The organism is Kribbella sp. NBC_00709 (genome assembly GCF_036226565.1).
In the GTDB taxonomy this organism is placed as follows: domain Bacteria; phylum Actinomycetota; class Actinomycetes; order Propionibacteriales; family Kribbellaceae; genus Kribbella.
In genome coordinates this window covers 7,102,985-7,127,681 of record NZ_CP108996.1, presented here as the reverse complement: position 1 = coordinate 7,127,681, position 24,697 = coordinate 7,102,985, and the positions used below count along the sequence as shown (strand labels likewise).

Annotated in this window: 25 protein-coding genes; 15 read left to right on the top strand and 10 right to left on the bottom strand. The window is 69.1% G+C overall.

The window, feature by feature from the left end; genetic code table 11:
- Nucleotide 1: 1 nt before the first annotated feature.
- Nucleotides 2-778, top strand: a complete 777-nt coding sequence (locus OHA18_RS34795; RefSeq protein WP_328999602.1) for a serine/threonine-protein kinase — start codon at nt 2-4, stop codon at nt 776-778.
- On the opposite strand, the gene OHA18_RS34790 is transcribed toward OHA18_RS34795, so the two are convergent.
- The gene (locus OHA18_RS34790; RefSeq protein WP_328999601.1) at nt 768-1,220 is read right to left on the bottom strand and encodes a YybH family protein; all 453 of its coding nucleotides are present in this window, start codon (nt 1,218-1,220) and stop codon (nt 768-770) included. The two genes, OHA18_RS34795 and OHA18_RS34790, sit on opposite strands and share 11 nt — an antisense overlap.
- 92 nt (nt 1,221-1,312) lie before the next feature.
- On the opposite strand from OHA18_RS34790, the gene sigJ reads away from it, so the two are divergent.
- On the top strand, nt 1,313-2,221 hold the full coding sequence (gene sigJ, locus OHA18_RS34785; RefSeq protein ID WP_328999600.1) for an RNA polymerase sigma factor SigJ: 909 nt from the start codon (nt 1,313-1,315) through the stop codon (nt 2,219-2,221).
- Here sigJ and OHA18_RS34780 read toward each other — a convergent pair.
- From OHA18_RS34780 to OHA18_RS34770, 3 genes are all read right to left on the bottom strand, one after another.
- The gene (locus tag OHA18_RS34780) at nt 2,184-3,476 is read right to left on the bottom strand and encodes an FAD-dependent oxidoreductase (protein WP_328999599.1); all 1,293 of its coding nucleotides are present in this window, start codon (nt 3,474-3,476) and stop codon (nt 2,184-2,186) included. The genes sigJ and OHA18_RS34780 overlap by 38 nt on opposite strands.
- On the bottom strand, nt 3,473-4,339 hold the full coding sequence (locus OHA18_RS34775; RefSeq protein WP_328999597.1) for an AurF N-oxygenase family protein: 867 nt from the start codon (nt 4,337-4,339) through the stop codon (nt 3,473-3,475). Before OHA18_RS34775 ends, OHA18_RS34780 begins: the two co-directional genes overlap by 4 nt.
- A 70-nt stretch (nt 4,340-4,409) precedes the next feature.
- Nucleotides 4,410-5,024, bottom strand: a complete 615-nt coding sequence (locus OHA18_RS34770; RefSeq protein ID WP_328999596.1) for an SAM-dependent methyltransferase — start codon at nt 5,022-5,024, stop codon at nt 4,410-4,412.
- Between the two features lie 131 nt (nt 5,025-5,155).
- Here OHA18_RS34770 and OHA18_RS34765 point away from each other — a divergent pair, with 131 nt between their 5' ends.
- Genes OHA18_RS34765 through OHA18_RS34755 form a run of 3 tightly spaced genes read left to right on the top strand, consistent with a single transcriptional unit; the run spans nt 5,156 to nt 7,206 of the window.
- Nucleotides 5,156-6,073, top strand: coding sequence for a DUF929 family protein (locus OHA18_RS34765; protein WP_328999595.1), 918 nt, complete (start codon nt 5,156-5,158; stop codon nt 6,071-6,073).
- Nucleotides 6,074-6,076: 3 nt separating this feature from the next.
- Nucleotides 6,077-6,559, top strand: coding sequence for a vitamin K epoxide reductase family protein (locus OHA18_RS34760; protein WP_328999594.1), 483 nt, complete (start codon nt 6,077-6,079; stop codon nt 6,557-6,559).
- A 29-nt stretch (nt 6,560-6,588) separates the two neighbouring features.
- Nucleotides 6,589-7,206 (top strand): UdgX family uracil-DNA binding protein, encoded by a 618-nt coding sequence (locus tag OHA18_RS34755; protein WP_328999593.1) that lies wholly within the window; start codon nt 6,589-6,591, stop codon nt 7,204-7,206.
- Here the strand turns inward: OHA18_RS34755 and OHA18_RS34750 are convergent.
- On the bottom strand, nt 7,203-9,572 hold the full coding sequence (locus tag OHA18_RS34750; RefSeq protein WP_328999592.1) for a phosphoketolase family protein: 2,370 nt from the start codon (nt 9,570-9,572) through the stop codon (nt 7,203-7,205). The genes OHA18_RS34755 and OHA18_RS34750 overlap by 4 nt on opposite strands.
- Before the next feature lie 15 nt (nt 9,573-9,587).
- Nucleotides 9,588-9,911: a plasmid stabilization protein gene (locus tag OHA18_RS34745; protein ID WP_328999591.1), complete on the bottom strand. Its 324-nt coding sequence runs from the start codon at nt 9,909-9,911 to the stop codon at nt 9,588-9,590.
- 389 nt (nt 9,912-10,300) lie between these two features.
- Here OHA18_RS34745 and OHA18_RS34740 point away from each other — a divergent pair, with 389 nt between their 5' ends.
- Nucleotides 10,301-12,355: a DEAD/DEAH box helicase gene (locus OHA18_RS34740; protein WP_328999590.1), complete on the top strand. Its 2,055-nt coding sequence runs from the start codon at nt 10,301-10,303 to the stop codon at nt 12,353-12,355.
- On the opposite strand, the gene OHA18_RS34735 is transcribed toward OHA18_RS34740, so the two are convergent.
- A complete protein-coding gene (locus OHA18_RS34735; RefSeq protein ID WP_328999589.1) occupies nt 12,347-12,961 on the bottom strand; it encodes a DUF1684 domain-containing protein in 615 nt (204 codons plus the stop codon). The two genes, OHA18_RS34740 and OHA18_RS34735, sit on opposite strands and share 9 nt — an antisense overlap.
- A gap of 13 nt (nt 12,962-12,974) precedes the next feature.
- A complete protein-coding gene (locus tag OHA18_RS34730; protein ID WP_328999588.1) occupies nt 12,975-13,628 on the bottom strand; it encodes a transglycosylase SLT domain-containing protein in 654 nt (217 codons plus the stop codon).
- 175 nt (nt 13,629-13,803) lie between these two features.
- On the opposite strand from OHA18_RS34730, the gene OHA18_RS34725 reads away from it, so the two are divergent.
- Nucleotides 13,804-14,499, top strand: coding sequence for a GAF and ANTAR domain-containing protein (locus tag OHA18_RS34725; RefSeq protein WP_329006186.1), 696 nt, complete (start codon nt 13,804-13,806; stop codon nt 14,497-14,499).
- On the opposite strand, the gene OHA18_RS34720 is transcribed toward OHA18_RS34725, so the two are convergent.
- Together OHA18_RS34720 and OHA18_RS34715 are read right to left on the bottom strand one after the other, a co-directional pair.
- Complete coding sequence (locus OHA18_RS34720; RefSeq protein ID WP_328999587.1) at nt 14,496-15,449, bottom strand: helix-turn-helix domain-containing protein; 954 nt, start codon at nt 15,447-15,449, stop codon at nt 14,496-14,498. The genes OHA18_RS34725 and OHA18_RS34720 overlap by 4 nt on opposite strands.
- A 95-nt stretch (nt 15,450-15,544) precedes the next feature.
- Nucleotides 15,545-16,930, bottom strand: a complete 1,386-nt coding sequence (locus OHA18_RS34715) for an alkaline phosphatase (RefSeq protein WP_328999586.1) — start codon at nt 16,928-16,930, stop codon at nt 15,545-15,547.
- 177 nt (nt 16,931-17,107) lie between these two features.
- Here OHA18_RS34715 and OHA18_RS34710 point away from each other — a divergent pair, with 177 nt between their 5' ends.
- The 8 genes from OHA18_RS34710 to OHA18_RS34675 all read left to right on the top strand — a co-directional run bounded on the left by OHA18_RS34710 (nt 17,108) and on the right by OHA18_RS34675 (nt 24,601).
- Entirely contained in the window at nt 17,108-17,755 is a 648-nt protein-coding gene (locus OHA18_RS34710) for a VOC family protein (protein ID WP_328999585.1), read from the top strand.
- A 35-nt stretch (nt 17,756-17,790) separates the two neighbouring features.
- Nucleotides 17,791-18,522 carry a class I SAM-dependent methyltransferase gene (locus OHA18_RS34705; RefSeq protein WP_328999584.1) on the top strand — a complete coding sequence of 244 codons (732 nt, stop codon included), beginning with the start codon at nt 17,791-17,793 and terminating at the stop codon, nt 18,520-18,522.
- Nucleotides 18,523-18,603: 81 nt separating this feature from the next.
- The gene (locus OHA18_RS34700) at nt 18,604-19,179 is read left to right on the top strand and encodes a dihydrofolate reductase family protein (RefSeq protein WP_328999583.1); all 576 of its coding nucleotides are present in this window, start codon (nt 18,604-18,606) and stop codon (nt 19,177-19,179) included.
- A gap of 51 nt (nt 19,180-19,230) precedes the next feature.
- Entirely contained in the window at nt 19,231-20,337 is a 1,107-nt protein-coding gene (locus OHA18_RS34695) for a DUF6042 family protein (RefSeq protein WP_328999582.1), read from the top strand.
- On the top strand, nt 20,327-20,980 hold the full coding sequence (locus tag OHA18_RS34690) for a DNA-3-methyladenine glycosylase family protein (RefSeq protein ID WP_328999581.1): 654 nt from the start codon (nt 20,327-20,329) through the stop codon (nt 20,978-20,980). The genes OHA18_RS34695 and OHA18_RS34690 overlap by 11 nt, the downstream gene beginning before the upstream one ends.
- A 7-nt stretch (nt 20,981-20,987) precedes the next feature.
- Entirely contained in the window at nt 20,988-22,580 is a 1,593-nt protein-coding gene (locus tag OHA18_RS34685) for a RecQ family ATP-dependent DNA helicase (RefSeq protein WP_328999580.1), read from the top strand.
- Nucleotides 22,577-23,149 carry a GNAT family N-acetyltransferase gene (locus tag OHA18_RS34680; RefSeq protein ID WP_328999579.1) on the top strand — a complete coding sequence of 191 codons (573 nt, stop codon included), beginning with the start codon at nt 22,577-22,579 and terminating at the stop codon, nt 23,147-23,149. Before OHA18_RS34685 ends, OHA18_RS34680 begins: the two co-directional genes overlap by 4 nt.
- A gap of 51 nt (nt 23,150-23,200) precedes the next feature.
- Nucleotides 23,201-24,601: a sulfatase family protein gene (locus OHA18_RS34675; protein ID WP_328999578.1), complete on the top strand. Its 1,401-nt coding sequence runs from the start codon at nt 23,201-23,203 to the stop codon at nt 24,599-24,601.
- Nucleotides 24,602-24,697: the final 96 nt, after the last annotated feature.

Below are 24,697 nucleotides of genomic sequence, written 5' to 3'. Positions count from 1 at the left end.
CATGCTTGTTGACACTGCTACGGACGACCTGGACGGGCTCGCCGTCTGGGACTGGGCCGAAGGCTGCGAGCTGCCCGGTGGAACGTTCGCCATCGAGCGCCTCGGCGTCGGCCACCGCTGCGAGACCTGGCTGGTCTGGTCGGTATCGCTGTGGGCGCCCGCCGTACTCAAGGCCGCGCGCCCCCACCAGATCCACCACCCGCGCGCGGTCAAGTCCCTCCGCCGTGAGACCGCCGCGCTCGCCGGCAACCTGCACCCGGCCCTCCCGCGGCTCCTTGCCGACGGCACCGAGGACGCCATCCCGCACATCCTGGTCGAGTACGTCGACGGTCCGACGCTGATCGACGAACTCGAGGACAACGGTCTGCTGACCGTGCCCGAGGCCGCGAACCTCGGCGCACAACTGCTGCCCGCCCTGATGGCCCTGCACAGTCGCGGGTTGGCGCACCTCGATGTGAAGCCGGACAACGTGGTACTGCGGGACGGCCGCCCGGTTCTGATCGACTTCGGCAGCGCTCGCCGCATCGGCAGCGAGCAACCACCGGGCCACCCGGTCGGCACCGAGGGCTATGCGTCCCCCGCGCAGGAGGCCTGCGAGCCGGTGTCCGCCGAGATGGACCTCTACAGCCTCGGTCAGACGCTCTCCGAGGCCTGTGGAGAGTTGCCCGACACGCTCCGCTTCCTCCTCGCACCGCATCCGGCCACCCGGAGAGCGCTCTCTGCGCTCTCCGAGGCGGCGGGCGAACTCCAGCCGTGGCCGGCCTGGCTCAGGGCATGAGGTCCATCGCCGCGGTGCCCTCCAGGAAGTTCGTCGGAACCGATACCTGGTCGTGCACGATCATCCACTGGCCGTCGATCTTCTGCCAGGCCGCCGTCCAGCGCAGCCAGTAGTCGATCTTTCCGCCCGGGCTCAGCGCCGGGTTCATGGTCGCGTTCATGTGGTTGAGGCTGTAGACGACGGCGAGATCGCCGTCGACGAGCACGGTCAGGTCGCGGGCCTCGTACTCGAGCGGCAACTGGAAGGCGGCGAAAACCTGCTGCCAGTTCGCCCATTTCGTCTCCGCGCCGAGGTGCCGGAGTGGTGGCTGGATGTCGAACGAGACGATGTTCGGCGCGAAGATCGTCTTCAGCGTGTCCAGGTCACCGGTCCGTACCGCCTCGAGCAGGCTCTCGATACGCTCGCGGATATCCACTTCGGCTACTGCGTTGTTGGTAGTCATGATCGCTACGACGAGACAGCTGCGCGGACTGTCAGACCTCACAGTTCGCCCTGCTGCTCCGTCGTACGGGTATGAACGAGGAGAGGACCGACATGAGCGAGCCCGGCCTGAGCGCGATCATGAGCGAACGGCGGCAGCTGATCAACCTCGCCTACCGGCTGCTCGGATCGCTCGCCGACGCCGAGGACGTGGTCCAGGAGACGTACGCCCGCTGGTACGCGATGACCCCGGCCGATCAGCAGGCGATCGACAACCCGGCCGCGTGGCTGACCAAGGTCGCGAGCCGGATCTGCCTCGATCTGCTCCGCTCTGCCCGCTCCCGGCGCGAGCGGTACGTCGGTGAATGGATCCCGGAGCCGCTCCCGGAGAGCACCGAATGGCACACCGGTCAGCCCACCGGAGCTGGCGGTACGGGCGATCCGGCCGACCGCGTCACGCTGGACGAGTCCGTCAACATGGCGTTCCTCGTCGTTCTCGACGCGATGACGCCGGCCGAGCGGGTCGCGTTCATCCTTCACGACGTCTTCCGGTACCAGTTCCCGGAAGTGGCCGAGATCGTCGGCCGGACCCCGGCGGCCTGCCGGCAGCTCGCTTCCTCGGCGCGGCGGCGGATCCGCGACGCCCAGCTGCCGACGGCGCCGTCCGCACACCGGGCGGAGCTCATCCGGCAGTTCAAGCAGGCCTGGGAGGCGACCGACATCCCGGCGCTGGTCAGCCTGCTCGACCCCGAGGTCACCGCGGTGGCCGATGGCGGTGGCGTCGTGACGGCCGCGCTCGAGCCGGTCCACGGTGGACCGGACGTCGCGCAGTACTTCGCCGGCCTGCCGCTGTTCCTGCTCGGCCGCGAGCTCGTCGAGCGCGTGGTCAACGGGCAGCCCGGCCTGGTGATCCAGTACGAAGGTGTCATCGAGACCGTGATCGCGTTCGACGTGGACGCCGATCACATCACGAACATCTGGGCGGTCAGGAACCCGGCGAAGCTGGGACCCTGGACGAACTGACCAGCGTCAGCACGGTCTCCTGGGCGCAGGCCTTGTTCACGCCGATCCCGCCGCGAGCGCCGCGTTTGATCCAGCCCGCCACGTAGTGACCGGGCCGGTCGACGACGGCGCCGCGGACGTTCGGGACGATCCCGCGGTCCGGGTCGAACGGCAGACCGTCGATCGGCCTGCCCTCGAACCCGACCGCGGTGAACAGGTTGCCCGCAGCAATCGACTCGCCGGAGTCGAGCGTCAGCCCCTCGGACGTCCACGCGGTCGGCCGGGCATGGTGCCGCAGCTGGACGCGATCGCCCACCGCCGAGCGCAACTCCTGCAACGCCGACTCCGTGTACGCGGCATCCTGAGGCCCGCGCCGCCCGAGCAGGACAACTTCCTTGATCCCGCTGGCCGCGAGCCTCCGCTTGACGTCCAGCGGCGCATCCATGCCACGCAGCCGCCGCTCGTCACTCAGCAAGATGCGCGCGACGTCGAGCGCGACGTTCCCGTTGCCGACGATCACCGCGCGGGGCCCGGCCAACTCGGCCGGCGCCACCGCTCCCGGACGTCCGTTGTACCAGGCAACGAAGTCTTCCGCGGTGCAGGCCGCATCCTCGCCGGGGATACCCAGCCGGCGGCTCCGCCGCGCACCGACAGCGTGAATCACCGCATCAAACCCATCCACCGGCCCACGCCGGGCACCCGACGACCCGCCGGCGGCTACGCCGGGCAGCTCGCGGGCATCAGTTCCGGGCATCCACCGCACTCGCCGGTGGTGAAGGATTCGTTCGAAGACTTGCACGATCTGCTTGGTACTCGGGTGATCCGGCGCGACGCCGTACCGGACCAGGCCGCCGACCTGGTCGAGCCGATCCACCAGCGTCACCTCGGCTGTTGTCCGGAGCAACAACTCGCGGGTCGCGTACATCCCGGCCGGCCCGGCTCCGACCACCAGCACCCGTCGCGGTCCGCCACCCCACACCTGGTACGACGGAGGCTCCCACGAATCGAGGTCCGTCGCTTCGAGTGGCTCCTGGCCGGCGAAGTACTCGGCGTTCCGCTCGACGTCCTCGGTCGCGGCCTGGTCCGCGGGCTGAGCGGCGTCGACCGGGCAGATGTCGGCGCAGGCTCCGCAGTCGATGCAGGTCCGCGGATCGATGAACAGGCTCACGCCCGTGCCGAAACCGGGCTCGCCGGGCGACGGATGGATGCTGTTCATCGGACAGACCGCGACACAGCTCGCGTCCGAGCAGCACTCCCCCGAGATCGCGTAACTCACAGCAGCCCGGTCCGCCGATACACCCGGGACGCGGCCGGCGTCAGCAGCCCGACCGACCCGAGGAAGTCCATCAGGTTCGCGCAGCTTGTCCTCAGCAACGACCGGTGATGCTCGTTCCGCCGTGCCTCACGGACTGCCCGGTCGGCGTCCAGACCGACGTTCGCATAGACCTCGCGGCCGACCATGCTGGACACGATCGTGTCCGCGGCGATCGCGATCACCAGCGCGCTGACCCAGCGCCGCCCACGCCCGGCACCGGCCAGCCGCTCGCGGGTCTCCTCGCGGGCGAACACCATGTGCCGCGACTCCTCGACGACGTGGATGTGGTTCACCTGCCGGACCAGCGGCTCGACCCGGCGGTCCCGCATCCAGTCGCGTTGCATGACGTCCAGGACCTCCTCCGCCACCAGGATGGCGGCGTACGCCGACTCGCCGGTGGCAACGGTCTTGAACATCCGGCCGAGCTCGCGCGTCAGCAGCCGCGGCCGGTACGACGGCTCCACCATCCGCTCGGTCGCCCGCGCGAACATGATCGAGTGCCGGCACTCGTCGGCGATCTCGGTCAGCGCCCACTGGAACTCGGCGCTCCGGGGCGGCTTGTCGTACACGTCCCGGAGCACCAGCTGCTGCAGGATCAGCTCGAACCAGATCCCGGTGGTCGCCACCGACGCGGACTCGTGCCGGGTCAGCTCCCGCTGCTGCGCCTCGGTCAGCTCGTCCCAGTACGGCGTGCCGTAGAGCGTGCTCCACTCCGGGGACATCCCGAACCCGTCGCCGATCGGCGCGTGCCAGTCGATCTCCGTCTCCGGATCCCGGGACAACCGGGTCGCGGACCCGAGCAACCGCTGAGCGGTGTCGTCCATCCCACACCTCCGGTGCGATATGACATCGTCTATGTAACATAGCCGCTGTCCAAATCGCACGCAAGAGGCCTCAGACGAAGCTGAAGAGGCTCTGCCCGGTGATCAACGGCTCGGGCACGCCGGTGAAGCGGTGCACGCCGACGCCGAAACCGGCGTCCTTCCCGGACAGCCACACGCGCTCGAAGTCGCGAGCCTCGAACCGGTCGCAGATCGACGGCACCAGGTCCGGTTCCTCGCGGTGGCGGGTCCAGATGAGCGTCGCGCCCGTCCGGCACAGCTGCGGGCTCGCGTCGACGGTCCGCTGGATGTCCCCGTCGCTGATGTTTCCGAAGATCCCGCACAGCAGGACCAGCTCAGCCGGCACCAGGCCGACATACTGATCGATCAGCGACGCGTCACCGGTGACGACCTCGACGTGGTCGAATCCGCGGGCCCGCTCGCGGGCGGACGCCGCCAGCTCAGGATCCAGCTCGACGAGTTTCGCCTGGACGTCACGCCGGCGCGGATGATCCGCCAGCACCTCGAGCAGATCCCTCCCCTGCCCGGCACAAAGGCTGACCACCGGCACCGGTCCGGCCGGCGCTCGGTCCAAGGCCGCACGGACCTGCTGCTTCACCGCCTCCAGCCGCCGGGACAGCTCGGACTCCGGATCGTCGTACCGCTGATGCCATCGCTGCCAATCCATGCCGGGAACAGTAGAGGCGGCAACCGACAGAACACTGCCGATCTGTAATGTCACGGTGACACAAGGACAGGAACTTCCGGGACCGATGGATAGTTGTCTTTCAGGAGCCCGTGCACGATCAGAGGAGAGTCATGGCAAGGCGTGTCGAACAGAAGGCTGCGGCCCGTGAGCGGATCGCGGCGCAGCTCGCCGCGCAGCAGGCGGCGGAGCGGCGGCGGCGCCTTCTGCTCGCGCTCGGCGCGGTCGTCCTGGTCATCGTGATCGTCGGTGGGCTGGTGGCGATCCGCGTGTTCGGCGGCGGCAAGAAGACCGCGACCGGCCCGTCCGGTGCGGCCGACACGGCCCTGATGACCACCCTCTCCTCGATCCCGGACTCGACCTTCTCGACGGTCGGCTCCGCCGGTGTCACGGCCGCGCCGTCGGCGATCAACGGCGCGCCGGCGCTCACCGACAACGGCAAGCCGAAGGTGCTCTACATCGGCGCCGAGTACTGCCCGTTCTGTGCGGCGGAGCGGTGGCCGGTCACGGTCGCGCTGATGCGGTTCGGCACGTTCAGCGGTCTGGGGACGACGCATTCGGCGTCCGGCGACGTGCACCCGAACACGCCGACGCTGTCGTTCCACGGATCGACGTACACCAGTCAGTATCTGGCGTTCACCGGTGTCGAGACGACGACGAACGAGCTGGAAGGCAACTCGTACAAGCCGCTCGACACCCCGACGGCCGAGGACCAGGCGACGCTGCAGAAGTACGACTACCCGCCGTACGTCGACAAGGACGGCGCCGGCTCGATCCCGTTCATCGACCTCGGCAACAAGTTCATCGGGTCCGGGGCGACGTACGACCCGGAACTGCTGGCCGGCAAGACCCAGCAGCAGGTCGCCGACGCGATCAAGGACCCGTCGACGCCGATCGCGAAGGCGGTCATCGGGTCGGCCAACGTCTACACCGCGGCGATCTGCAAGATGACCAACAACCAGCCGGCGAACGTCTGCTCCACCGAGGCCGTCACCGCGGCGGCCGGCAAGCTCGGCGCTGCGAAGGGCTGAGCGGTGACGGAATCCAACGCAGGCACGGTGCAGCGGTCCTCCCGGGCGCCCCTCGGCGTGATCCCGTGGGCCACCCTGGTGGTGTCGATCGCCGGGCTGGCGGTCGCGGCGTACCTGACCTACGAGCACTTCACCGCGGGTACGACGCTCGCCTGCCCGGACACCGGCGTGGTGAACTGCGCGAAGGTCACCACCAGCGAGTACTCGAAGGTCCTCGGCATCCCGGTCGCACTGCTCGGACTCGGGTTCTTCGTCGGCATGACGGTGCTGTCCGTGCCTCCGCTGTGGCGCACGTCCTCCCCGTGGCCGGGTCGTCTCCGGCTGGCCGCCGTACTCGTGGGCGTCGTCTTCATCTGCTACCTGATCTGGGCCGAACTGTTCCAGATCAACGCCATCTGCCTGTGGTGCACGGTCGTCCACGGCCTGACCCTGATCCTGTTCGCGCTGGTCATCATCCGCCAGGCGCTCATCCCACCGGCTTCATGAAATAGCCCCACCCCGGGTACCAGGGCGGAATGAGCGAGTACGCCGGGGCTGAGGAGTGGGTGCCGCACGAGGGTGGGATGCGGAAGGTGCGGGCGGTGCTCGCGGATTGCCGCGGGTGTGACTTGTGGGAGGACGCCGAGCGGGCCGTCGCGGGCGAAGGGCCGGTGCGGTCGCGGCTGGTGCTGGTCGGTGAGACACCCGGGGATCACGAGGACAAGGAAGGACACGTGTTCGTCGGACCGGCCGGGCGGTTGCTCGACCGGGCGCTCGAAGCGGCTGGTATCGACCGATCGGACGTCTACCTGACCAACGCGGTCAAGCACTTCCGTTTCGAACTCGACGGCAAGCGGCGGATCCACAAGACGCCGTCCGCCGGTCAGATCACCGCCTGCCATCCGTGGCTCGCGCGTGAGCTCGAGATCGTCAAACCGGACCTGGTCGTGATCATGGGCGCCGTCGCCGCCCGGGCCCTGATGGGACCCGGTTTCAAGGTCACCCAGCATCGCGGCGAGAAGGTCGAACTGCCCGACGGCGGCACCGCGATCGCGACCGTCCACCCATCCGCCGTGGTCCGCTCGCAGGAGTTCAACCGCGACCTCGGCCTCTTCGTCGACGACCTCCGCGCCGCCCTGGCGCTCCTCGGCTAACGCTGACGCCAGCGCCAGTCCCGGACCTCCGGCAGATCTTCGCCGTACGTGGTGACGTACTCATGGTGGCGTGTGCGCTGATCGGCGAAGTACTGCCGGGTCGAGACCGCCCGGCTGCCGAGCGACGGGACGCGGTCGATGACGTCCATCGCGAGGTGGTAGCGGTCCAGGTTGTTGCGGACGACCATGTCGAACGGCGTGGTCGTCGTACCCTCCTCGATGTAGCCGCGGACGTGCAGGTTGTCGTGCCCGCGCCGGCGATACGTCAGGCGGTGGATCAGCCACGGGTAGCCGTGGTACGCGAAGATCACCGGCTTGTCGGTGGTGAACAGAGCGTCGAACTCCGCATCGGGCAGCCCGTGCGGGTGCTCACCCTCCGACTGCAACCGCATCAGGTCGACGATGTTCACGACCCGGATCCGCAGCTCGGGCAGGTGCTCGCGCAGCAGATCGACCGCGGCGAGCGTCTCCATCGTGGGTACGTCGCCCGCGCACGCCATCACCACGTCCGGCTCGCCGTCGTCGTTGCTCGCGAACTCCCAAACACCGACGCCCCGCGCACAGTGCAGGGCCGCAGCCTCCCAGTCCAGCCAGTTCGGCTGCGGTTGCTTGCCCGCGACAACGACGTTGATGTAGTTCCGGGTCCGCAGGCAGTGATCCATCGTGGACAGCAGCGTGTTCGTGTCCGGCGGCAGATAGACGCGGACCACCTCGGCCTTCTTGTTCACCACGTGATCGATGAAGCCCGGGTCCTGGTGCGAGAACCCGTTGTGATCCTGCCGCCACACGTGCGACGTGAGCAGGTAGTTCAGCGACGGGATCGGCCGGCGCCACTCCAGCCGGTTGATCGTCTTCAGCCACTTCGCATGCTGGTTGACCATCGAGTCGACGATGTGGACGAACGCCTCGTACGACGAGAACAGCCCGTGCCTGCCGGTCAGCAGGTACCCCTCCAGCCAGCCCTGGCAGGTGTGCTCGCTGAGAATCTCGAGGACGCGTCCGTCCCGAGCCAGGTGATTGTCGGTCTCGAGCAGCCCGGCCTGCCACTGCTTGCCGGTCGTCTCGTAGACCGCCCCCAGCCGGTTCGACTCGGTCTCGTCCGGGCCGAACAGTCGCAGGTTGTCGGCGTTCAGCCGGAATGCATCGCGCAGGAACGCTCCGAAGACCCGCGTCGGCTCACCGTCCTCGGCGCCCGGAACCTTCACCGATACGGCGTACTCCTCGACCGGCGGGAGCTCGAGGTCACGGCTCAACACACCACCGTTCGCGTGCGGATTCGACCCCATCCGCCGGTCCGAACCCGGCGCCAACTCGACCAGGGCCGCGACCGGACGGCCCTGCTCGTCGAACAGCTCCTCGGGCCGGTAGCTGCGCATCCACGACTCCAACTGGTGGAGGTGCTGCTCATTCGTCCGTACGCCGGACAGTGGCACCTGATGGGCTCGCCAGGTGCCCTCGACCGGCTCGCCGTCGACGGTCCGCGGGCCGGTCCAGCCCTTCGGCGTACGCAGCACGATCATCGGCCACGCCGGTCGCGGTGGGGCCTCCGCTGCGGACCGTGCCTCCACCTGGATCTCGTCGATCCGGTCCAGGCAGGTGTCCAGCGTCGCCGCCATCGCCTGATGCACCTCGGCCGGCTCGGAGCCCTCGACGAGGTACGGCTCGTACCCGTACCCCTGGAACAGTGCGGTCAGCTCGTCGTCGCCGATCCGTGCCAGCACCGCCGGGTTCGCGATCTTGTAGCCGTTCAGATGCAGGATCGGCAGTACGGCGCCGTCTCGCACCGGGTTGAGGAACTTGTTCGAGTGCCACGACGCCGCGAGCGGACCGGTTTCCGCCTCACCGTCGCCGACCACGCAGGCCACGACGAGCCCGGGGTTGTCGGCGGCAGCGCCGTACGCGTGACTGAGCGAGTAGCCGAGCTCGCCGCCCTCGTTGATCGAGCCCGGCACGTCCGCGGCCACGCGACTCGGGACGCCACCGGGGAACGAGAACTGCTTGAACAGCCGGCCCATGCCGACCTCGTCCTGCGTGGTGTTTGGGTACTCCGCCGTCCAGCTGCCCTCGAGCCAGGTATTCGCGACAAGCGCCGGGCCACCGTGCCCCGGCCCGGTCACGAACAGCAGCTCCCGGTCGCGCTGCCTGATCACCCGGTTGAGGTGTGCATACACCAGGTTGAGGCCCGGCGTCGTACCCCAGTGGCCGAGCAGCCGGGGCTTGATGTGCTCCGGCCGCAGCGGCTCACGGAGAAGCGGGTTGGCGAGCAGGTAGATCTGCCCGACGGACAGGTAGTTCGCCGCCCGCCAGTAGGCGTCGATGCCTTGCAGCTCGTCGTCGGTCAGCGGCCTGATGTCGATCTGCTGCACGGCTGGTCCCCCCAGCTAGCGGCCGACGGCTCTCGCCAGTTCGGCCTTCGTCATCTTCGAGCGACCCTTGACGTTCTTCTGCTTGGCCTCATTGTAGAGCTGGTCCTTGGTACGCCCCTTGGAGCCGCTGTGCGACCGCAAGCCGCCGCGCCGGGCCGACGAGATGTCGTCCGTCGACGTCCGGCTCTTCTCCTTCGCCTCCCCGGACCGGGCCCGCTCCTTGTTCACCGTCCGCGACGCGATCTCCTCGGCAACATCCTCACTGCGGCCACGCTGCTTCAGGCCGGCCTTGATGTGCTCGTACTGCCGCTCGCGTTTCCGGCTCGCTCCTGCAGGCATGTCGTTGCCTCCTTTCACCGGCCGTCCGGTACCCGGCCCTGGGCTGGGTAAATCGGCCGGGTTCGGTAGATGTCTGGGACTGGGTGGGTGCCGGTAGCGGTCGTTGGTGCTGACAGAGGGTAGGATGGGTCATCGATCGCGCATTCAGGAGCGGTGAATTCTGAGCCGTGTTCCTGGGGGACCCTCTGGACGGCCCACTGCTTGTCACCGCGTGGCGTCTCGTCGGCGGTTCGGTCCTCGCGCGGTCTGGCGTTCCGCCACGGCTCCGTCGTGGCATGACACAGGAGGAACAGTTGGCCCGACGAGGTCAGCGCCAGCCCGGCGCTACCCGTTCCGCTCCCCGTCGACGGCGTCGTGTCCGCGACGGTGAGTCAGACGGTCTCATCCAGGTGCTCGCGCAGGCCGTGCGCGAGGTCGAAGGCGCGGTCACGCGCGGTGCGAGCAAGCCGTCGAGCCGGACGAAGTTCCAGGTCGTCGCCCTGCTGGTCCGCGAGGAGCGCGCCCGGGTGAACGGCGCGGAGTCCGCCACCGAAGCGTTCCGCACCGAGCAGCTCCGGCGGCTCGACGGCATCGCCACGATCCTGGCGAAGACCGCCGCGCTGGATCCGACCCTGCTCGGTCTGCTGGCCGAGGACGCGGTGATCTCCGAGGCCGCGGCCGCCCTCCGGCGGCAGATGCTCGAGGACGCCGGCATGGAGCTGCCCGAGGAGCCTGAGCCGGTTCAGCCGGTCGCTCCCCCGGACACCCAGACCCGGCGAGTGGTGCCGCAGGCCGTCGTGTCCCGGCAGCTCGCCAACCCGTTCCTCGCCCCGGACTTCTCCAGCGCTCCCCCGCGCCCGGTGCATGCCAGTCGGCTGGCCGGGTGGGAGCTGATCGGCCCGTTGCTGAGGTCGTTCGAGCACGCCGGCGCCTCGGCGAGCATGAAGCTGCCCGACCCGACCTCCCTGCAGCTGGCCGGCGGTATCGACTCGCTGCGCCTGCGTGGTCTCGAGCTGATGCCGCACCAGGCGGGCGTGATCGCCGCCGCGGCGGCCGGGCACCGGACGTTCCTGCTCGCCGACGAGCCCGGACTGGGCAAGACGGCGCAGGCGCTGCTCGCCGCTCAGGCCGCCGAGGCCTATCCCCTGCTCGCGGTCGTCCCGAACGTCGTGAAGACGAACTGGGCGCGGGAGGCCGGCCTCTGGACACCACGCCGAACGCCGACCGTGATCCACGGTGACGGTGACACGATCGACGGCTTCGCCGACATCGTCGTGGTGAACTACGAGGTCCTCGACCGGCACGTCGGCTGGCTGGGCGACCTCGGCTTCCGCGGCATGGTCGTCGACGAGGCGCACTTCATCAAGAACAAGAAGTCCCAGCGGTCACGCAACGTGCTCGATCTGGCTGGCCGGATCCGCAACCGGACGGCCCGTCCGCTGCTGATGGCACTGACCGGTACGCCGCTGATCAACTCGATCGAGGACTTCACCGCGATCTGGGAGTACCTCGGCTGGGTCGACGAGAAGGCCCCGCGCGCCGAGCTGATGGAGAAGCTCGACGACACCGAGCTGACGCCGGCCGACCCGGGCTTCGCCGCGGCCGCGCGGGCCAGCGTGATCGACATGGGCATCGTCCGCCGCCGCAAGGTGGACGTGGCAGCCGACATCCCGGCCCGCCGGATCGCCGACCTGCCGGTCGAGCTGGACGGCGCCGCCGGCCGGTCGATCCGCGCCGCCGAGCGGGAGCTGGCCGATCGCCTCGTCGAGCGGTACCGCACCGCGCTCGAGACCCGCCGGTCCGGGGTCGTCGTGGACGGTATCGACCACGACCTGGTCCGCCAGGTGGCCGGCTGGGAGCGGGCCGAGATGGCGACCAAGAAGACCGGCGAGAACGTGTTCAGCCTGTTCCGCCGGATCGGTCAGGCCAAGGCCGGGCTGGCCGCGGACTACGCGGCCCAGCTGGCGCAGAACGTCGGCAAGGTGGTGTTCTTCGCCCGGCACATCGAGGTGATGGACGCCGCCGAGGAGCTGTTCGCCGAGCGGGGCATCCAGTTCTCGTCGATCCGCGGCGACCAGACGACGCGGACCCGGCAGAAGAACATCGATGCCTTCGTCAACGATCCCGAGGTGTCGATCGCGGTCTGCTCGCTGCTGACCGCGGGCGTCGGCCTGAACCTCCAGGTCGCCTCGAACGTCGTGCTCGCCGAGCTGTCCTGGACGAACGCCGAGCAGACGCAGGCCATCGACCGGGTGCACCGGATCGGGCAGGACGAGCCGGTCACGGCGTGGCGGATCATCGCCGCGCAGACGATCGACACCCGGATCGCCGACCTGATCGACGCCAAGGCCGGCCTCGCCGCCAAGGCCCTGGACGGCTCCGACGAGGAGGTGGGTGTCTCGGCCGACTTCCAGCTCGAGGCGCTGGCCGCCCTGCTCACCCAGGCCCTGGAAGCCTCAGCCTGAGAACTCGCCCACCGGCAACTCGACGTCCACCCTGTTGGTTGCCGGTGCGAGCGGGCAGGTCCACTCCGGGCTGTAGGCGCACGACGGGTTGTACGCGAAGTTCAGGTCGACGACGAGCCGGCCGACGTGCAGGTCGCCGCCCAGATCGGCACCCTTGACGGTGTCGATCAGGTAGCGGCCGCCGCCGTACGTCGACCGGCCGGCGAGGCTGTCCTTGAGCGGTACGAAGATGCCGCCGCCGTACGACTCGAGCCACCACACGTCGAGGTCCCCCACGCCCGGCAGGTGCAGTACGCCGACCAGCGAGAACGGGATCACGCCGTCGGTGGCCGACTCGAACTCCCACCGGTCCGGCTTCACGTCGGTGTCGATCACCGCGTCGAACCGCAACTCGGGCCGGTACGGTCCCACCGGCGCACCGCCGTACGTCGCGCGCTTCTCGGCCGGCACCGGCGAGGCCGGGTGGTTGATGAGGAGGTCGTCACGGCCGGCCCGCCACAGTGCGTGCGCCTTGGCCGGATCGCGTTCGGCGCGGACGGACTGGTACAGCGCGAACACGCGCCGCCGCCAGTCGGCGACGGCCAGTGCGGGTGCTGCGAAATCCACTGTCTCTCTCCTGTTAGCTCTTGAGGGCTTCCGCGGACTTGGTCCAGTTGCTGTGCAGGCGGTCCAGGTACGACTGGGCCTGCGCACCGGCCTTCCGGCCGCGGGCGAAGATCCGCATGTTGCCGCCACCGGCGTTGTAGCCGAGGGCAAGCAGTTCGTCCTTGGTGTACAGGTCGGCGCGCTTGGCCGGCAGCCGTTCGGCCAGGTCGTGCAGGTGCCAGGCGGCGGCCTCGATCGCGAGCGCGGGGTTGTCCGGCAGCTCCTCCCACTTCCGCTTCGCGAAGTCGCGGCCGCGTTTGGTCTCGTCGAACGCCGGCTTGTGCATGTTGGCGATCCCGAACGCCGGGTCGGAGTCGACCTGGGCCCATTGCCGCTCGAACTTCGGGTCGTGCGGCTTGTACGCCTCGTTGTACAAGATTGCCATCAGCAACTGCGGGTTGATCCCCGCCTGCTTGGCGTAGCGGCGTACCTCGGGAGCGAAACGGGCCGGGTCGTAGTCGTCGTACCAGGGTTTCGTGGCGGTGGTCTGCGCCGGCGCCGGCTTGGTGGCGGCCGGTTGGGTCTTCGGCGCGGACGCCGGCTTGGTGTCGTTGTCCGAGCACGCCGCCCAGACGCCCACGAGAAGGACCCCGACCGCCGCCCACGACCAGCGTTTCGCCACCTGCACCTGTCCAACCTAGCCGTACGACGAAAGCGGGCTGTCCACGCAACGCAACTTTTCCGGCAACCGCACCCGGAGATGCGCCGGAGCGGGTATTCCGGCCGCATCATGTGAGCACGGCTGCCGGGTGGTCCGGAGGGGGATCACCCGCGCCGGTTTCGTCAGGGAGTCGCCTGTGACCATGATCGACCCGAGCAAGGACAGCGCCGCCACCGCCTTCGCGCACCTCGCCCTCGAGCTGCACGACGCGCCGGGAGTCGGCGAGACGGTCGATGCGGTCGCCCAGTTCGCCCTCCAGGCCCTCAACTGCACGTACGCCGGCGTCGCACTGTCCACGCGCGGTTCACGCTGGGAGATCGCGGCGGTCACCGACCCGGTCGTCGCCGACGTGTTCGAGCTCCAGATCAGCCACCAGAGCGGACCTTTGGTGACAGCGATGCAGGAGCGCCGGCCGGTGCTGATCCGCGACACGACCACCGACGATCGCTGGCCGGAGTGGGCGGCCAAGGTCGCCACGCTCGGGGTCCGCAGCGTCCTGGACGTACCGCTGGCCACTGGCCACGTGCGGAGCCCGATGGTCGGCGTACTGGGTCTCTACAGCCCCGCGCCCGACGCGTTCGCGGACGATGACGAGGCGGTCGCGCACATCCTGGCGCGGCACGCGTCGGTCGCGCTCGCGTCCGCCCGCCACGAGGCCTCGATGGCCCAGGCGATCGACGCCCGCAAGCTCGTCGGTCAGGCGATGGGCATCTTGATGGAGCGGTTCGACATCGACGGCGACCAGGCGTTCGCCGTCCTCAAGCGCTACTCGCAGGACACCAACACCAAGCTGCGCGACGTCGCTCAACAGCTCATCGACACCCGCAAGCTGCCCTAGCGCGCCAGCGTCGTGCTCGGCAACTCGCCGTACACATCGAGGTACGCCGCGGCCATCCGGCCGTGATGGTGGAATCCCCAGCGCGCGGCGACCTCGGCGACGGTGCACGCCGACGGGTCGGCGCCCTGCAGTTCCGAACGGACCTCGGCGAGCCGGAGCCTACGCAGGTGGGCGAGCGGCGTCGTACCGAGGTGGCGTTGGAAGGCCGTCTGAACCGCCCTGACGGTGACACCGGCCGCGGTCGCGATGTCGGCGATCGTGATGGCCTGGTCGAGGTTCGACTCGATGAACGCCACCGCCCGCCGTACCGTCGGCGGACGAGCATCGCGTCCGTCGGCGCCGTCCGTCATGGCGGTGTTCGGGAAGGCGGTGTTCGGGAAGGCGGCGAGCACGCTCGAGGCGAGCAGTTGCGAGACCGACGCCAGCACCAGCGGCGATGCCTTCACGGCGGGATTGGGCAGCACCTGATCCAGGTACGCGATCGTCTTGGACAGCTGATGGGCCGCAGTCCGCGAATGCGGCCGATGCGACAGCAGCCGCACCGCTGCGTCGTCCTTCCGGCCGGCGCCCGTCACCCGGGTCAGCAACGCCGGGTCGAACATCGTGATGGTGTACGCCGCCCGCCGGATCTTGCCTGCGAACGGGCGGTCCGCCGGCGCGAACGACACCAGGTCCCCCGGCCGGAACTCGTCCACCCAACCGTCGGTGGCGTGGTCGGTGATGCGGCCGGACGCCACCTCACACAAACAGACCTTCCCGAGCGGATCGGCGTCGTAGCTCATCTCGAAGCCGATCTCGATCCGGTCGATGCTGATCGACTCCGCGGCCGCCCGGGAGATCCGCGTCCGAACGTCCGCGGCGCGGCCACCGATCTGCATCTTGGTGTAGGCGCGGTTGAGGAACTCCTCCGTCCTGGCGAGGTCCCGGCTCTCGAACAACATCGACTCCATCGGCCCATAGTGCATCCCGCCGACGCTCTTCACCACACACGTGCGGCCTCCGGTTCGCCAGGAACCGGAGGCCACACGTTTGATTCAAACAGGTGCTACTTGCCCTGGAGGACGTCGAACAGATGCGTGTGGTCGTTGGTGCCGAGAACCGCCTCGGCGCCAGGGCCGTTGGCCCAGACCGGGACGACCGCACCGGTGTGCTGCTGGCTCGGCGGCGTGGCCACCGGAGCCTTGCCGTCGCCGCCGAATCCGGCGGTGCCGTAGGTCAGCGTCAGCGTCTGGCCGTCCTTGGTGGTCAGGTTGGTCGACCAGCCGGTCGGCAGACCAGATCCGGAGGCGTCCTCGCCGACGATCTGGCTGGTGTGCGCGTGGTCGGCGGTGACGACGACCAGCGTGTCCGGGTGGGTGCGTTGGTAGTTCAGTGCGACGCCGATCGCCTTGTCGAAGTTGACCGTCTCACCGATCTGGCCGCACGCGTTGGTGGCGTGGTCCTGCTTGTCGATGGATGCGCCCTCGACCTGCAGGAAGAAGCCCTTCTTGTTCTCCAGCAGGCTGATCGCCTTCGACGTCATGTCCGAGAGGCTCGGCTCGTTCGACGGCCGCTGGTTCTCCAGGCAGGACTGCGCCGTGTTGCCCTTGCCGAGGGAGGCAGCCGGGCCGCTCCACTCCAGCGACATGTTGCTGCTGTTGAACAGGCCCAGCACCGGCTTGCCGTCCTTGACCGACTTCAGTCCGGCAGCGTCCGTGACGTACTGGATGCCCTTGGCCTTGGCCTGGTCGACGACCGTCTTGCCGGCGTACGGACCGCCGGTGATCTTCTGCTCGAACCGGGCACGACCACCGCCGAGGAGTACGTCGACCTTGTGGTCGACCTCCTGCTCCGCGATCGAGCCGGGACCGCCGGCCGCCTTGCTCTCCTGCGGGCAGGCGGCCATGTCGGCCGGGCCCTGGCAACCGCGCAGCGAGATGTGCGAGGCGAGCACCGCCGGGGTCGCGTCGGTGATCTCCGCGGTGGACACGTTGCCGACCTTGAGACCGCGCTTCTGCGCCAGCTCCAGGACGGTCTGGTAGTTGGTGCCCGGGACGTTGTCCGCGCTGCTCGGGCCCTGCGAGATCCGCTCGTCGATCGTCTTCTTGCCGGTCGCCCAGCTCGAGCCGGTGGAGGCCGAGTCCGGGTCGTAGTCCGGCTTGTACGGCGGCTTGGCGGCGGGCTTCACCGACCAGGTCGTGTCGAAGCCGGTGTAGTGGGCCCGGTCGACGTTGAGCTTGTTCTGGACACCCTGGTAGTAGCGCGCCGCGGTGATCTCCTGGGTGCCCATGCCGTCACCGAGGAAGAAGATCACGTTCTTCGGCCCACGCGGCTGGCGCGCGGCGGCCTCTGCAGCTGTGTCGTTGCCGCGGGCCGTGGTGAACGCTCCGCTGGCGGCGGCCGAGGCCATGCCTGCCGCAGCAATCACCGAAGCCGCTGCGAAGGCAGCCACGAAAGCCTTTTTCCTGATCATTCCGGGCCTTTCTGGTAGGTCGAGACAGCTGGAACCTAGGGGCCGCCGCAGGACGTGAGGTGACCAGGACGTGGCCACCAGGTGACGCCACGTGGCGTGCAGCTGAGAGAACGCTGAGTGGCGACACGATCGGAAAGCGCTTGCTATCGTGGTCGGGTGATCTACGAGCTGAACCACGTCGGCGGCCGGGTGCGGGACCTCGAAGCGAGCCTGTCGTTCTACGACGGCCTCGGAGCGGAAGTGGTCGACAGGCTGTTCATGAACAACTCCCGCGTCCATCGGGTGCACCTCCAGGTCGCCACGGGCCTGGTCGAGCTGCTCCATCACGAGGCGTCCGACCCACAGGCGACGTACGGGCTGAACCACGTCGGCTTCATGACCGACGACCTCGACGGCGACTACGCCCGGCTGATGGCGCTCGGGTACGGCGAGATCTCGTCGCCCCGGGTCGCCGGCAGCGGTCAGGGGCGGCTCGCGTTCCTGTCCGACCCGAACGGGGTCCGGGTCGAGCTGCTGCAGCGCTCGGAGGAGTTCCGCGTCCCGCCGATCACCTCAGGTCCGGTGCAGGGCCTGTCGTACGTCGCGGTGGCCGCGCCCGATGTCGACGCGGCCGCCGAGTTCTACGGCACCCACCTCGGGATGGAGCGCGTCGCCGACGACACGTTCCGGCTGGGCGCGGATGCCGTCAAGCTCGTACCGACCGCCGGGTCCTCGATCGATCACCTCGGCCTCACCGCCACCGAGCCCGCCGCCGAGGCGCAGGATCCCGACGGCAACCGCGTGGTCTTCCTACCCGCCGCCTGACCGTTCGTGCCTTGACGCCCCACTAGCCTGGGGCGATGTTCGACTACGACGCCGAGATGCGGTTCTATCGCGAGCGGTTCCGGGTCGCGTGCGGCGTACGCGATGGGGATCGGGTGCTCGACGTCGGGTGTGGTGGTGGGCAGACCACGCGGGATGCGGCGGCTGATGCGGTGCGAGGCAGCGTGCTCGGGGTCGATGTCTCCGAGAGGATGCTCGAACACGCTCGCCGGCAGCCGTTGCCGAATGTGACCTACTTGCTGGCAGACGCGGCGACCTACGACTTCGAACCGGAAACGTTCGACGTGTGCATCAGCCGGTTCGGCGTGATGTTCTTCGACGACCTAGTCGGCGCATTCACCAATCTCCGGCGGGCACTCCGTCCAGGTGGCCGGCTGGTGGTGCTGGTCTGGCAGCCGCGGGCGGACAACGAGTGGGCGCACGTGATCCCGGAGGCGATCGGTGGTTCGTACCGCGACGAGTCGGCGTTCGCGCTCGGATCGGAGGCGGTGACGCGAGACATCCTGACCTCCGCGGGATTCGCCGACCCGACCTTCACCGCGGTGCGTGAACTGCTCTACTACGGTCCCGATGCGGAGACGGCGTACGCGAACGTCCTCAGGCTCCGGGAGCCTCAGGCACTGCTCGCCAAGCTCGATCCCGCGGAGACCGAGCGGGCGCAGGCGGCGCTGCGCGCGACTCTCGCCGCGCACGAAACCGGTTCTGGCGTCCACTTCGAGTCGGCTGCCTGGATCATCAGTGCACAGTGACGGGCGTCACATCATGATGTGTCGGATCCACCGGGCCCTGCTCGACGCACAGGCATAACCAACCGATCAAGGAGCATCAAGATGCGTACCCTCATCACCACTGCGTTCGTCTCTCTCGATGGTGTCGTCGAGGCTCCGGGCGGCGAGCCGGGTTACCGCAATGCGGGCTGGACCTTCAAGGACATCCCGTTCGACGAGGCGGCGTGGGAGATCAAGGGCAGCGAGCAGACCAAGGCGACCGCGCTGCTGCTCGGCCGGGTCAGCTACGAGGCGTTCGCGCCGGTCTGGCCGGGGATGACGGAGGACTTCGCCGGCTACAACGCGATGCCGAAGTACGTCGTGTCGACCACGTTGCAGGACAGCGACCTGGTGACGAACTGGGGCGAGACCACGATCCTGCGCTCGCTCGACGACGTCGCCGCGCTCAAGGAGACCGAGGGCGGGCCGATCATCATCAACGGCAGCGCCACCCTCAACCGCAGCCTCTCCGACGCCGGCCTGATCGACCGCTACCACCTGCTCGTCTTCCCGGTCCTGCTCGGCGCCGGCAAGCGCCTCTTCAGCGACGCCGACCGCGACAAGCTGAACCTGACGCTCACCGACAGCGCCTCCTACCCCAACGGCATCCAGAAGCTCGTGTACGACGTCAGCAACTGAGCCGGCCGCGGATCGTCGCAGATTGTCCGGACCCTGCATTACGGTTCGGGCATGGGTGTTCTGGGGAGGCGCGGGGACGACCACTACATGCCCGAGTCCGGCATCCTCGTGGTGCTGGACGTGCGGGATGCGATGCACCACGAGGAGACGTCCGACAACGAGGCGCATCCGGTCGGTTCGATTGCCCGCTCGGGCAACGGCTGGCTGTACGCCGCGGGTGGCGACGGCCCTTGCGTCGTACAACTGCAGGCCAACGACGACCGGCCGGGTGACGAAGACGTCGACGGGTGGGCAGACGTCGTCGAGGTGCCGTACCAGAGTCCGTCCGGTGTCGTCGCGCTGAGCGATCTCATGGACGGCCCTGGCGAAGACCACCTGACGCTGGGTGATCCTGGCGGCTATCGACTCCGGCTGGCGCATCGACCGCTGCCGGCCGAGCCACCTCGCGACGAGGACAGCCTGACGCCGACCGACCTGTGGCAGTTGGACTTCTGGCCGGTCTCCGGCGAGGCCGAGCCGCCACGGTGGATCCGCCGCGCCAGGCCGCCGGTGTGGGCGCCGGATCCGGGGTGGGGATCGGTGCTCGGGTTCCAGGAGATCGAAGTCGCGAACGTGATCGAGTGGGCCGGGAAGACCGACGGACTGAGCGCCGAGGAGATCGACGCGTGGGGCGCCGACCACTACCGCGGCGCCGACTGGCTCGACCAGCCGCTCCGCCAGGGTCCCCGATCCCGGCCGGATTGGCCGGGCTTGGCGGAGATCGCCGGCCAGGTCGGCGTACCCGAGCCGACCATCCGCCGCGAGCTGCTACCGCTCTACCTCGCACTCCGCATGATCAGCTTCGACGGCTTGCGCTACCGCGCGGCCGAGCACCCGCCGTCGGCCGAGGACGTCGTCCAGCTCCCGGCCCAGGCCGTCACCTTCCTCAAGGCGTCCCGGGCGGTCAAGCAGTACACCGGCTACGCCGCCGACATCGTGTCAGTGGCCCTCTGGGGTGGCACCCAGCAGACCATCGCCTCCCTGGCTGAGCGGACCTCCGCGTCGGAGGACGAAGTGCGAGCGACTCTCAGGTACGCCGAATCGCGTGGCCTGCTGCAGATCGAGCGGACCGGCGACCAGCTGTCCCTGACTGTCCGGAGCAGGCGCCATGCCCACTGAAACCGCGGAGGCCTACCTGCGCCGGGCCGACCCGGTTCTCGGGAAGATCATCGACGAGGTGGTCCGGGCCGTCGGCACGCCGTTGTCGGAGAGCGAGGACACCGGCGTTCCCGATCTGCCCTCCGAGCATTACGGCGTACTCGTGCGCGCGATCGTCGGGCAGAACATCTCGAACATCGCGGCTCAGGCCATCTACGGGCGCATTGTCGAGCGGTACGGCGGAAATGCTCCCGCGCCGGACGAGCTGCTGGCCGACGAACCCGACGCGCTCCGGACCGCAGTCGGGTTGTCGCATGCCAAGACTGCTTCGCTGCGGTCGTTGGCGGAGCACGTGATCTCGGGCGAGCTCGAGCTGGAGAGGCTGCCCGATCTTCCGGACGACGAGGTGGTCGCCGAACTCACCGCGATCAAAGGGATCGGGCGGTGGACGGCGGAGATCTTCCTGATCTTCCATCTGCGCCGGCCGGACGTGCTCGCGGTCGGGGACCTCGAGATCCGGCGCACCGTCGAGACGGCGTACGGGCTGCCCGAGATCCCCAAGCCCGCCGATGTCGAGAAGCTCGGAGAAGAGTGGCGGCCGCAGCGTACGCTCGCCGGGCTGTACCTCTGGCGCTGGCGAGCGGTCCGTCGGGCGGAGGCATGATGTGGCAGTGACGGACATCGCCGAGCTGGCGCGGGAGCGACTCGGGTTCGACGCGCTGCGACCCGGCCAGGAGGACGCCGTACGCGCGGTGCTCGACGGGCAGGACACGCTCGCGGTCCTCGCCACCGGAACGGGCAAGACCGCGATCTACCAGCTTGCCGGCCTCGCGCTCGGTGGCGTGACCGTTGTCGTGAGCCCGCTGGTCGCGCTCCAGCGCGACCAGCTGCGGGCGCTGTCCAAAGGCGGCGTCGAGGTTGCCGAGCTCAACTCGACCGACCACGCCGGCCGCCGCGCCGCCCAGGAGCTGCTGACCAGCAGCCGGCCCGGATTCGTGCTCCTCTCCCCCGAGCAGCTGACGCATGCCGACGTGCTCGAGCTCCTTGCTGCGTCCCGGCCGAAGCTGGTGGCAGTGGACGAGGCGCATCTGGTGAGTGAGTGGGGTGAGGACTTCCGGCCCGACTACCTCCGGCTGGCGGCTGCGATCCGGGCGATGGGACGGCCGCCGGTGCTCGCGCTGACCGCGACGGCTGCACCGCCGGTCCGCAAGCAGATCGTGCACCGCCTCGAGCTCATCGACCCGGCCGTCGTCGTCGGCGGGTTCGACCGGCCGAACCTGAACCTCGCCGTGTTCACGTTCGCGGACGACGACACCAAGAACCGTCGCCTGCTCAGTCACGTCCGATCGTCCCGCGGCCCAGGCATCGTGTACGTCGCCACGCACCGCCACGCGGAGGAGCTCGCGAGCGATCTCACCACCGCCGGAGTGTCCGCGCAGGCGTACCACGCCGGCCTGTCGGCGAAGCAACGCCGGGAGGTCCAGGACACGTTCCTGGCCGGCGACTGCCGGATCGTCGTGGCGACGATCGCGTTCGGCATGGGGATCGACAAGCCCGACATCCGCTGGGTCAGTCACGCCGAGGCACCGGCCTCGATCGACTCCTACTACCAGGAGATCGGCCGCGCCGGCCGCGACGGCGAACCGGCCGACATCGAGCTGTTCTTCCGGCATGCCGACCTCGGCCTGAACCGCTTCTTCGCCTCCGGCGGCGTCACCGACGAAGACCTGCTCGCCGTCGCGAGCGCCATCGACCAGCACCGGCCCGCGACCATCGCCGACCTGACCGCCGCGACCCACCTCAGCGCAGCCCGCGTCGAGCGCGCGCTCGGCCGCCTGACCGACGCCCGGGTTGTTGCCATCGGCCACCAGTTCCACCTGGCCCGGCGGGTCGACGTCGACAAGGCGGTCGCCTCCGCGTCGGCCGTCGAGCATGATCGTCGCGAGGTCGCCCGGTCCCGGGTCGAGATGATGTCGACCTACGCGGAGTACGGCGGCTGCCGCCGCGAGTGGCTGCTGAGCTACTTCGGCGAACGGTACGACGGCCCGTGCGGCAACTGTGACAACGACCTGGCCGGCCGTACGGCAGCCCCGCCCGAGGAGGAACCGTTCCCGGTCGGCAGCCGCGTCACCCACCGGACCTTCGGACCCGGGCTGGTCGAGCACTACCACGGCACCGCGATGACCGTCCTGTTCGACCGCGTCGGCTACAAGGAACTCCGGACCGCGTTCATGATCCACAACCAGCTCCTGGAAGCGGAATGACGATCGACGTACGCCCGGCGACAGTCTTCGAGGACGTCCGAGCTGTCATCGGCCCGAAGTCGCCGACCGCAACGGTCTGCTTCTGCCTGAGCTACCGCATCCCGTCGAAGCTGAACAACACCCTGCGCGGTCCGGCCCGCGGCGAATACGTCGCCGAGCTCTGCAAGGAGATGCCCGCTCCCGGAGTCCTCGCGTACGACGGCGACACCCCGGTCGGCTGGGCCGCGATCGCACCGCGCGCGGAGACGAACTTCGCGCGCAACCGGAAGATCCCGCACGTCGACGACCTGCCCGTCTGGTCGCTGTGGTGCATCCGGGTCCGTCCCGGCCATCGAGGCAAGGGCATTTCCCACGCACTCATCGAGGGCGCGGCCGGCTTCGCCCGCGACAACGGCGCCCCGGCCGTCGAGGCCTATCCCCTCGACAACGGCGGCACCAAGGTCGACCTCACGATGGCCTACGCCGGCCTCCGGAAGAACTTCGAACAAGCAGGCTTCACCAAGGCCGCCGACACCACCTCGGTCCTGGCCGGCCATCCCCGCGTCCTCATGCGCCTGGATCTCCGCTGATCCGTGCGATGGAGGAGACGGCGGCGCGGAGAGGTCAATAGACTGAGCCGTATGCCGCCGAACGTCCTGCTCCTGTGCACCGACCAGCAACGGTTCTCGGCACTCGGTGCCTACGGCAACGACGAGATCGAGACGCCGAACCTCGACCGCCTCGCCGCGCAGGGCGTCGTGTTCGAGAACTGCTACGTGCAGAGCCCGGTCTGCGCCCCGTCCCGCGCGAGCCTGATGACCGGCAAATACCTCCACGCCCACGGCCTGTGGGCGAACGGCGTCGGTCTGCCCGACGGCGAACGCCTGTTCAGCAAGGACCTGGCCGAAGCCGGCTACGACTGCGGACTGGTCGGCAAGTTCCACCTGAACGCCTGCTTCGGCGGCCGCTCGGAGAAGCGCCACGACGACGGCTTCCGCGTCTTCCGCTGGGCTCACGACCCGTATCCGGGCTCGTCGGAGAACGAGTACCACCGTTGGCTGTACACTCTCCGCCCCGACCTGGCCGGCGCGGACGTCGACTACGACACCCTCCCGACCGACCTCCACTACAGCCGCTGGATCGGCAATCAGACCATCGACTTCCTGACCCGCTCCCGCGATCGCGACAAGCCGTTCCTGTTCATCGCGAACTTCTTCGACCCGCACCACGGCTTCGGCGCCCCGGAGGAGTACGTACGCCGCTACCGCGAGAAGCAACTCACCCGCCCGATCCCGGACGATCTCGCGGGCAAGCCACCGATCCAGACCGAGGCGTCCAAGGCGTCGTACGCCGGACATGCCCGCGGCTACACGTCGTACACCGCCGACGAACTGCAAGAGGTCAAGGCGGCGTACTACGCGATGGTCACTCTCGTGGACGACGAGGTCGGCCGCATCCTCGACGCACTCGACGCCGAGGGGCTCGGCGAGGACACCCTGGTCGTCTTCACCAGCGACCACGGCGAGATGCTGGGCGACCATCAGCTCATGCTGAAGGGCCCGATGATGTACGACCAGGCGGTCCGCGTCCCGCTCATCCTCCGCTGGCCCGCGGAGATCGCGCCCGGCACGCGCAGCCCCGAGCTCGTCCAATGGATCGATCTCGCCCCGACGATCCTGACCGCCGCCGGACTCGATCCCCGCGGCCAAGGTCAGGATCTGTTGCCCTTGGCCACCAATCGGGCAAGGGCCCGCGGCTGGGCGCTGAGCGAGTACCGCAACAGCGGCCACCCGTACGATCCCGCGGTCCACCTGACCATGCTCCGCCGCGATCAGTGGAAGCTCGTCGTACAGCACGGCTCCCCCGCGACCTCCCGCGAGCGCCCCGGCGAGTTGTACGACGTCGTTGCCGACCCGAACGAGCAACAGAACCTCTGGGACGATCCCCTGCACCGCGGCATCCGCACAGAGCTGCAGGAGTTCCTGCTCGACGTTCTGGTTGCCACCGAGGACCGCAGTCAGGCGCGCGTCGCCGACTGGTGATAATTCGATGGCGCGGTCGGCCGGTGGACGAGTACCGTTCCGGGCGAACGTGACATCACACGAGGAGGTGAGCACCATGCGCGCTGGATCGAGATG

Coding starts and splice junctions, on each gene's coding strand:
- sigJ (WP_328999600.1), top strand. CDS start 1,313: ATGAGCGAGCCCGGCCTGAGCGCGATCATGAGCGAACGGCGGCAGCTG.
- OHA18_RS34695 (WP_328999582.1), top strand. CDS start 19,231: ATGGGTGTTCTGGGGAGGCGCGGGGACGACCACTACATGCCCGAGTCC.
- OHA18_RS34745 (WP_328999591.1), bottom strand. CDS start 9,911: ATGCCTGCAGGAGCGAGCCGGAAACGCGAGCGGCAGTACGAGCACATC.
- OHA18_RS34790 (WP_328999601.1), bottom strand. CDS start 1,220: ATGACTACCAACAACGCAGTAGCCGAAGTGGATATCCGCGAGCGTATC.
- OHA18_RS34700 (WP_328999583.1), top strand. CDS start 18,604: ATGCGTACCCTCATCACCACTGCGTTCGTCTCTCTCGATGGTGTCGTC.
- OHA18_RS34705 (WP_328999584.1), top strand. CDS start 17,791: ATGTTCGACTACGACGCCGAGATGCGGTTCTATCGCGAGCGGTTCCGG.
- OHA18_RS34690 (WP_328999581.1), top strand. CDS start 20,327: ATGCCCACTGAAACCGCGGAGGCCTACCTGCGCCGGGCCGACCCGGTT.
- OHA18_RS34795 (WP_328999602.1), top strand. CDS start 2: ATGCTTGTTGACACTGCTACGGACGACCTGGACGGGCTCGCCGTCTGG.
- OHA18_RS34675 (WP_328999578.1), top strand. CDS start 23,201: ATGCCGCCGAACGTCCTGCTCCTGTGCACCGACCAGCAACGGTTCTCG.
- OHA18_RS34765 (WP_328999595.1), top strand. CDS start 5,156: ATGGCAAGGCGTGTCGAACAGAAGGCTGCGGCCCGTGAGCGGATCGCG.
- OHA18_RS34720 (WP_328999587.1), bottom strand. CDS start 15,449: ATGGAGTCGATGTTGTTCGAGAGCCGGGACCTCGCCAGGACGGAGGAG.
- OHA18_RS34725 (WP_329006186.1), top strand. CDS start 13,804: ATGATCGACCCGAGCAAGGACAGCGCCGCCACCGCCTTCGCGCACCTC.
- OHA18_RS34755 (WP_328999593.1), top strand. CDS start 6,589: ATGAGCGAGTACGCCGGGGCTGAGGAGTGGGTGCCGCACGAGGGTGGG.
- OHA18_RS34680 (WP_328999579.1), top strand. CDS start 22,577: ATGACGATCGACGTACGCCCGGCGACAGTCTTCGAGGACGTCCGAGCT.
- OHA18_RS34775 (WP_328999597.1), bottom strand. CDS start 4,339: ATGGACGACACCGCTCAGCGGTTGCTCGGGTCCGCGACCCGGTTGTCC.
- OHA18_RS34770 (WP_328999596.1), bottom strand. CDS start 5,024: ATGGATTGGCAGCGATGGCATCAGCGGTACGACGATCCGGAGTCCGAG.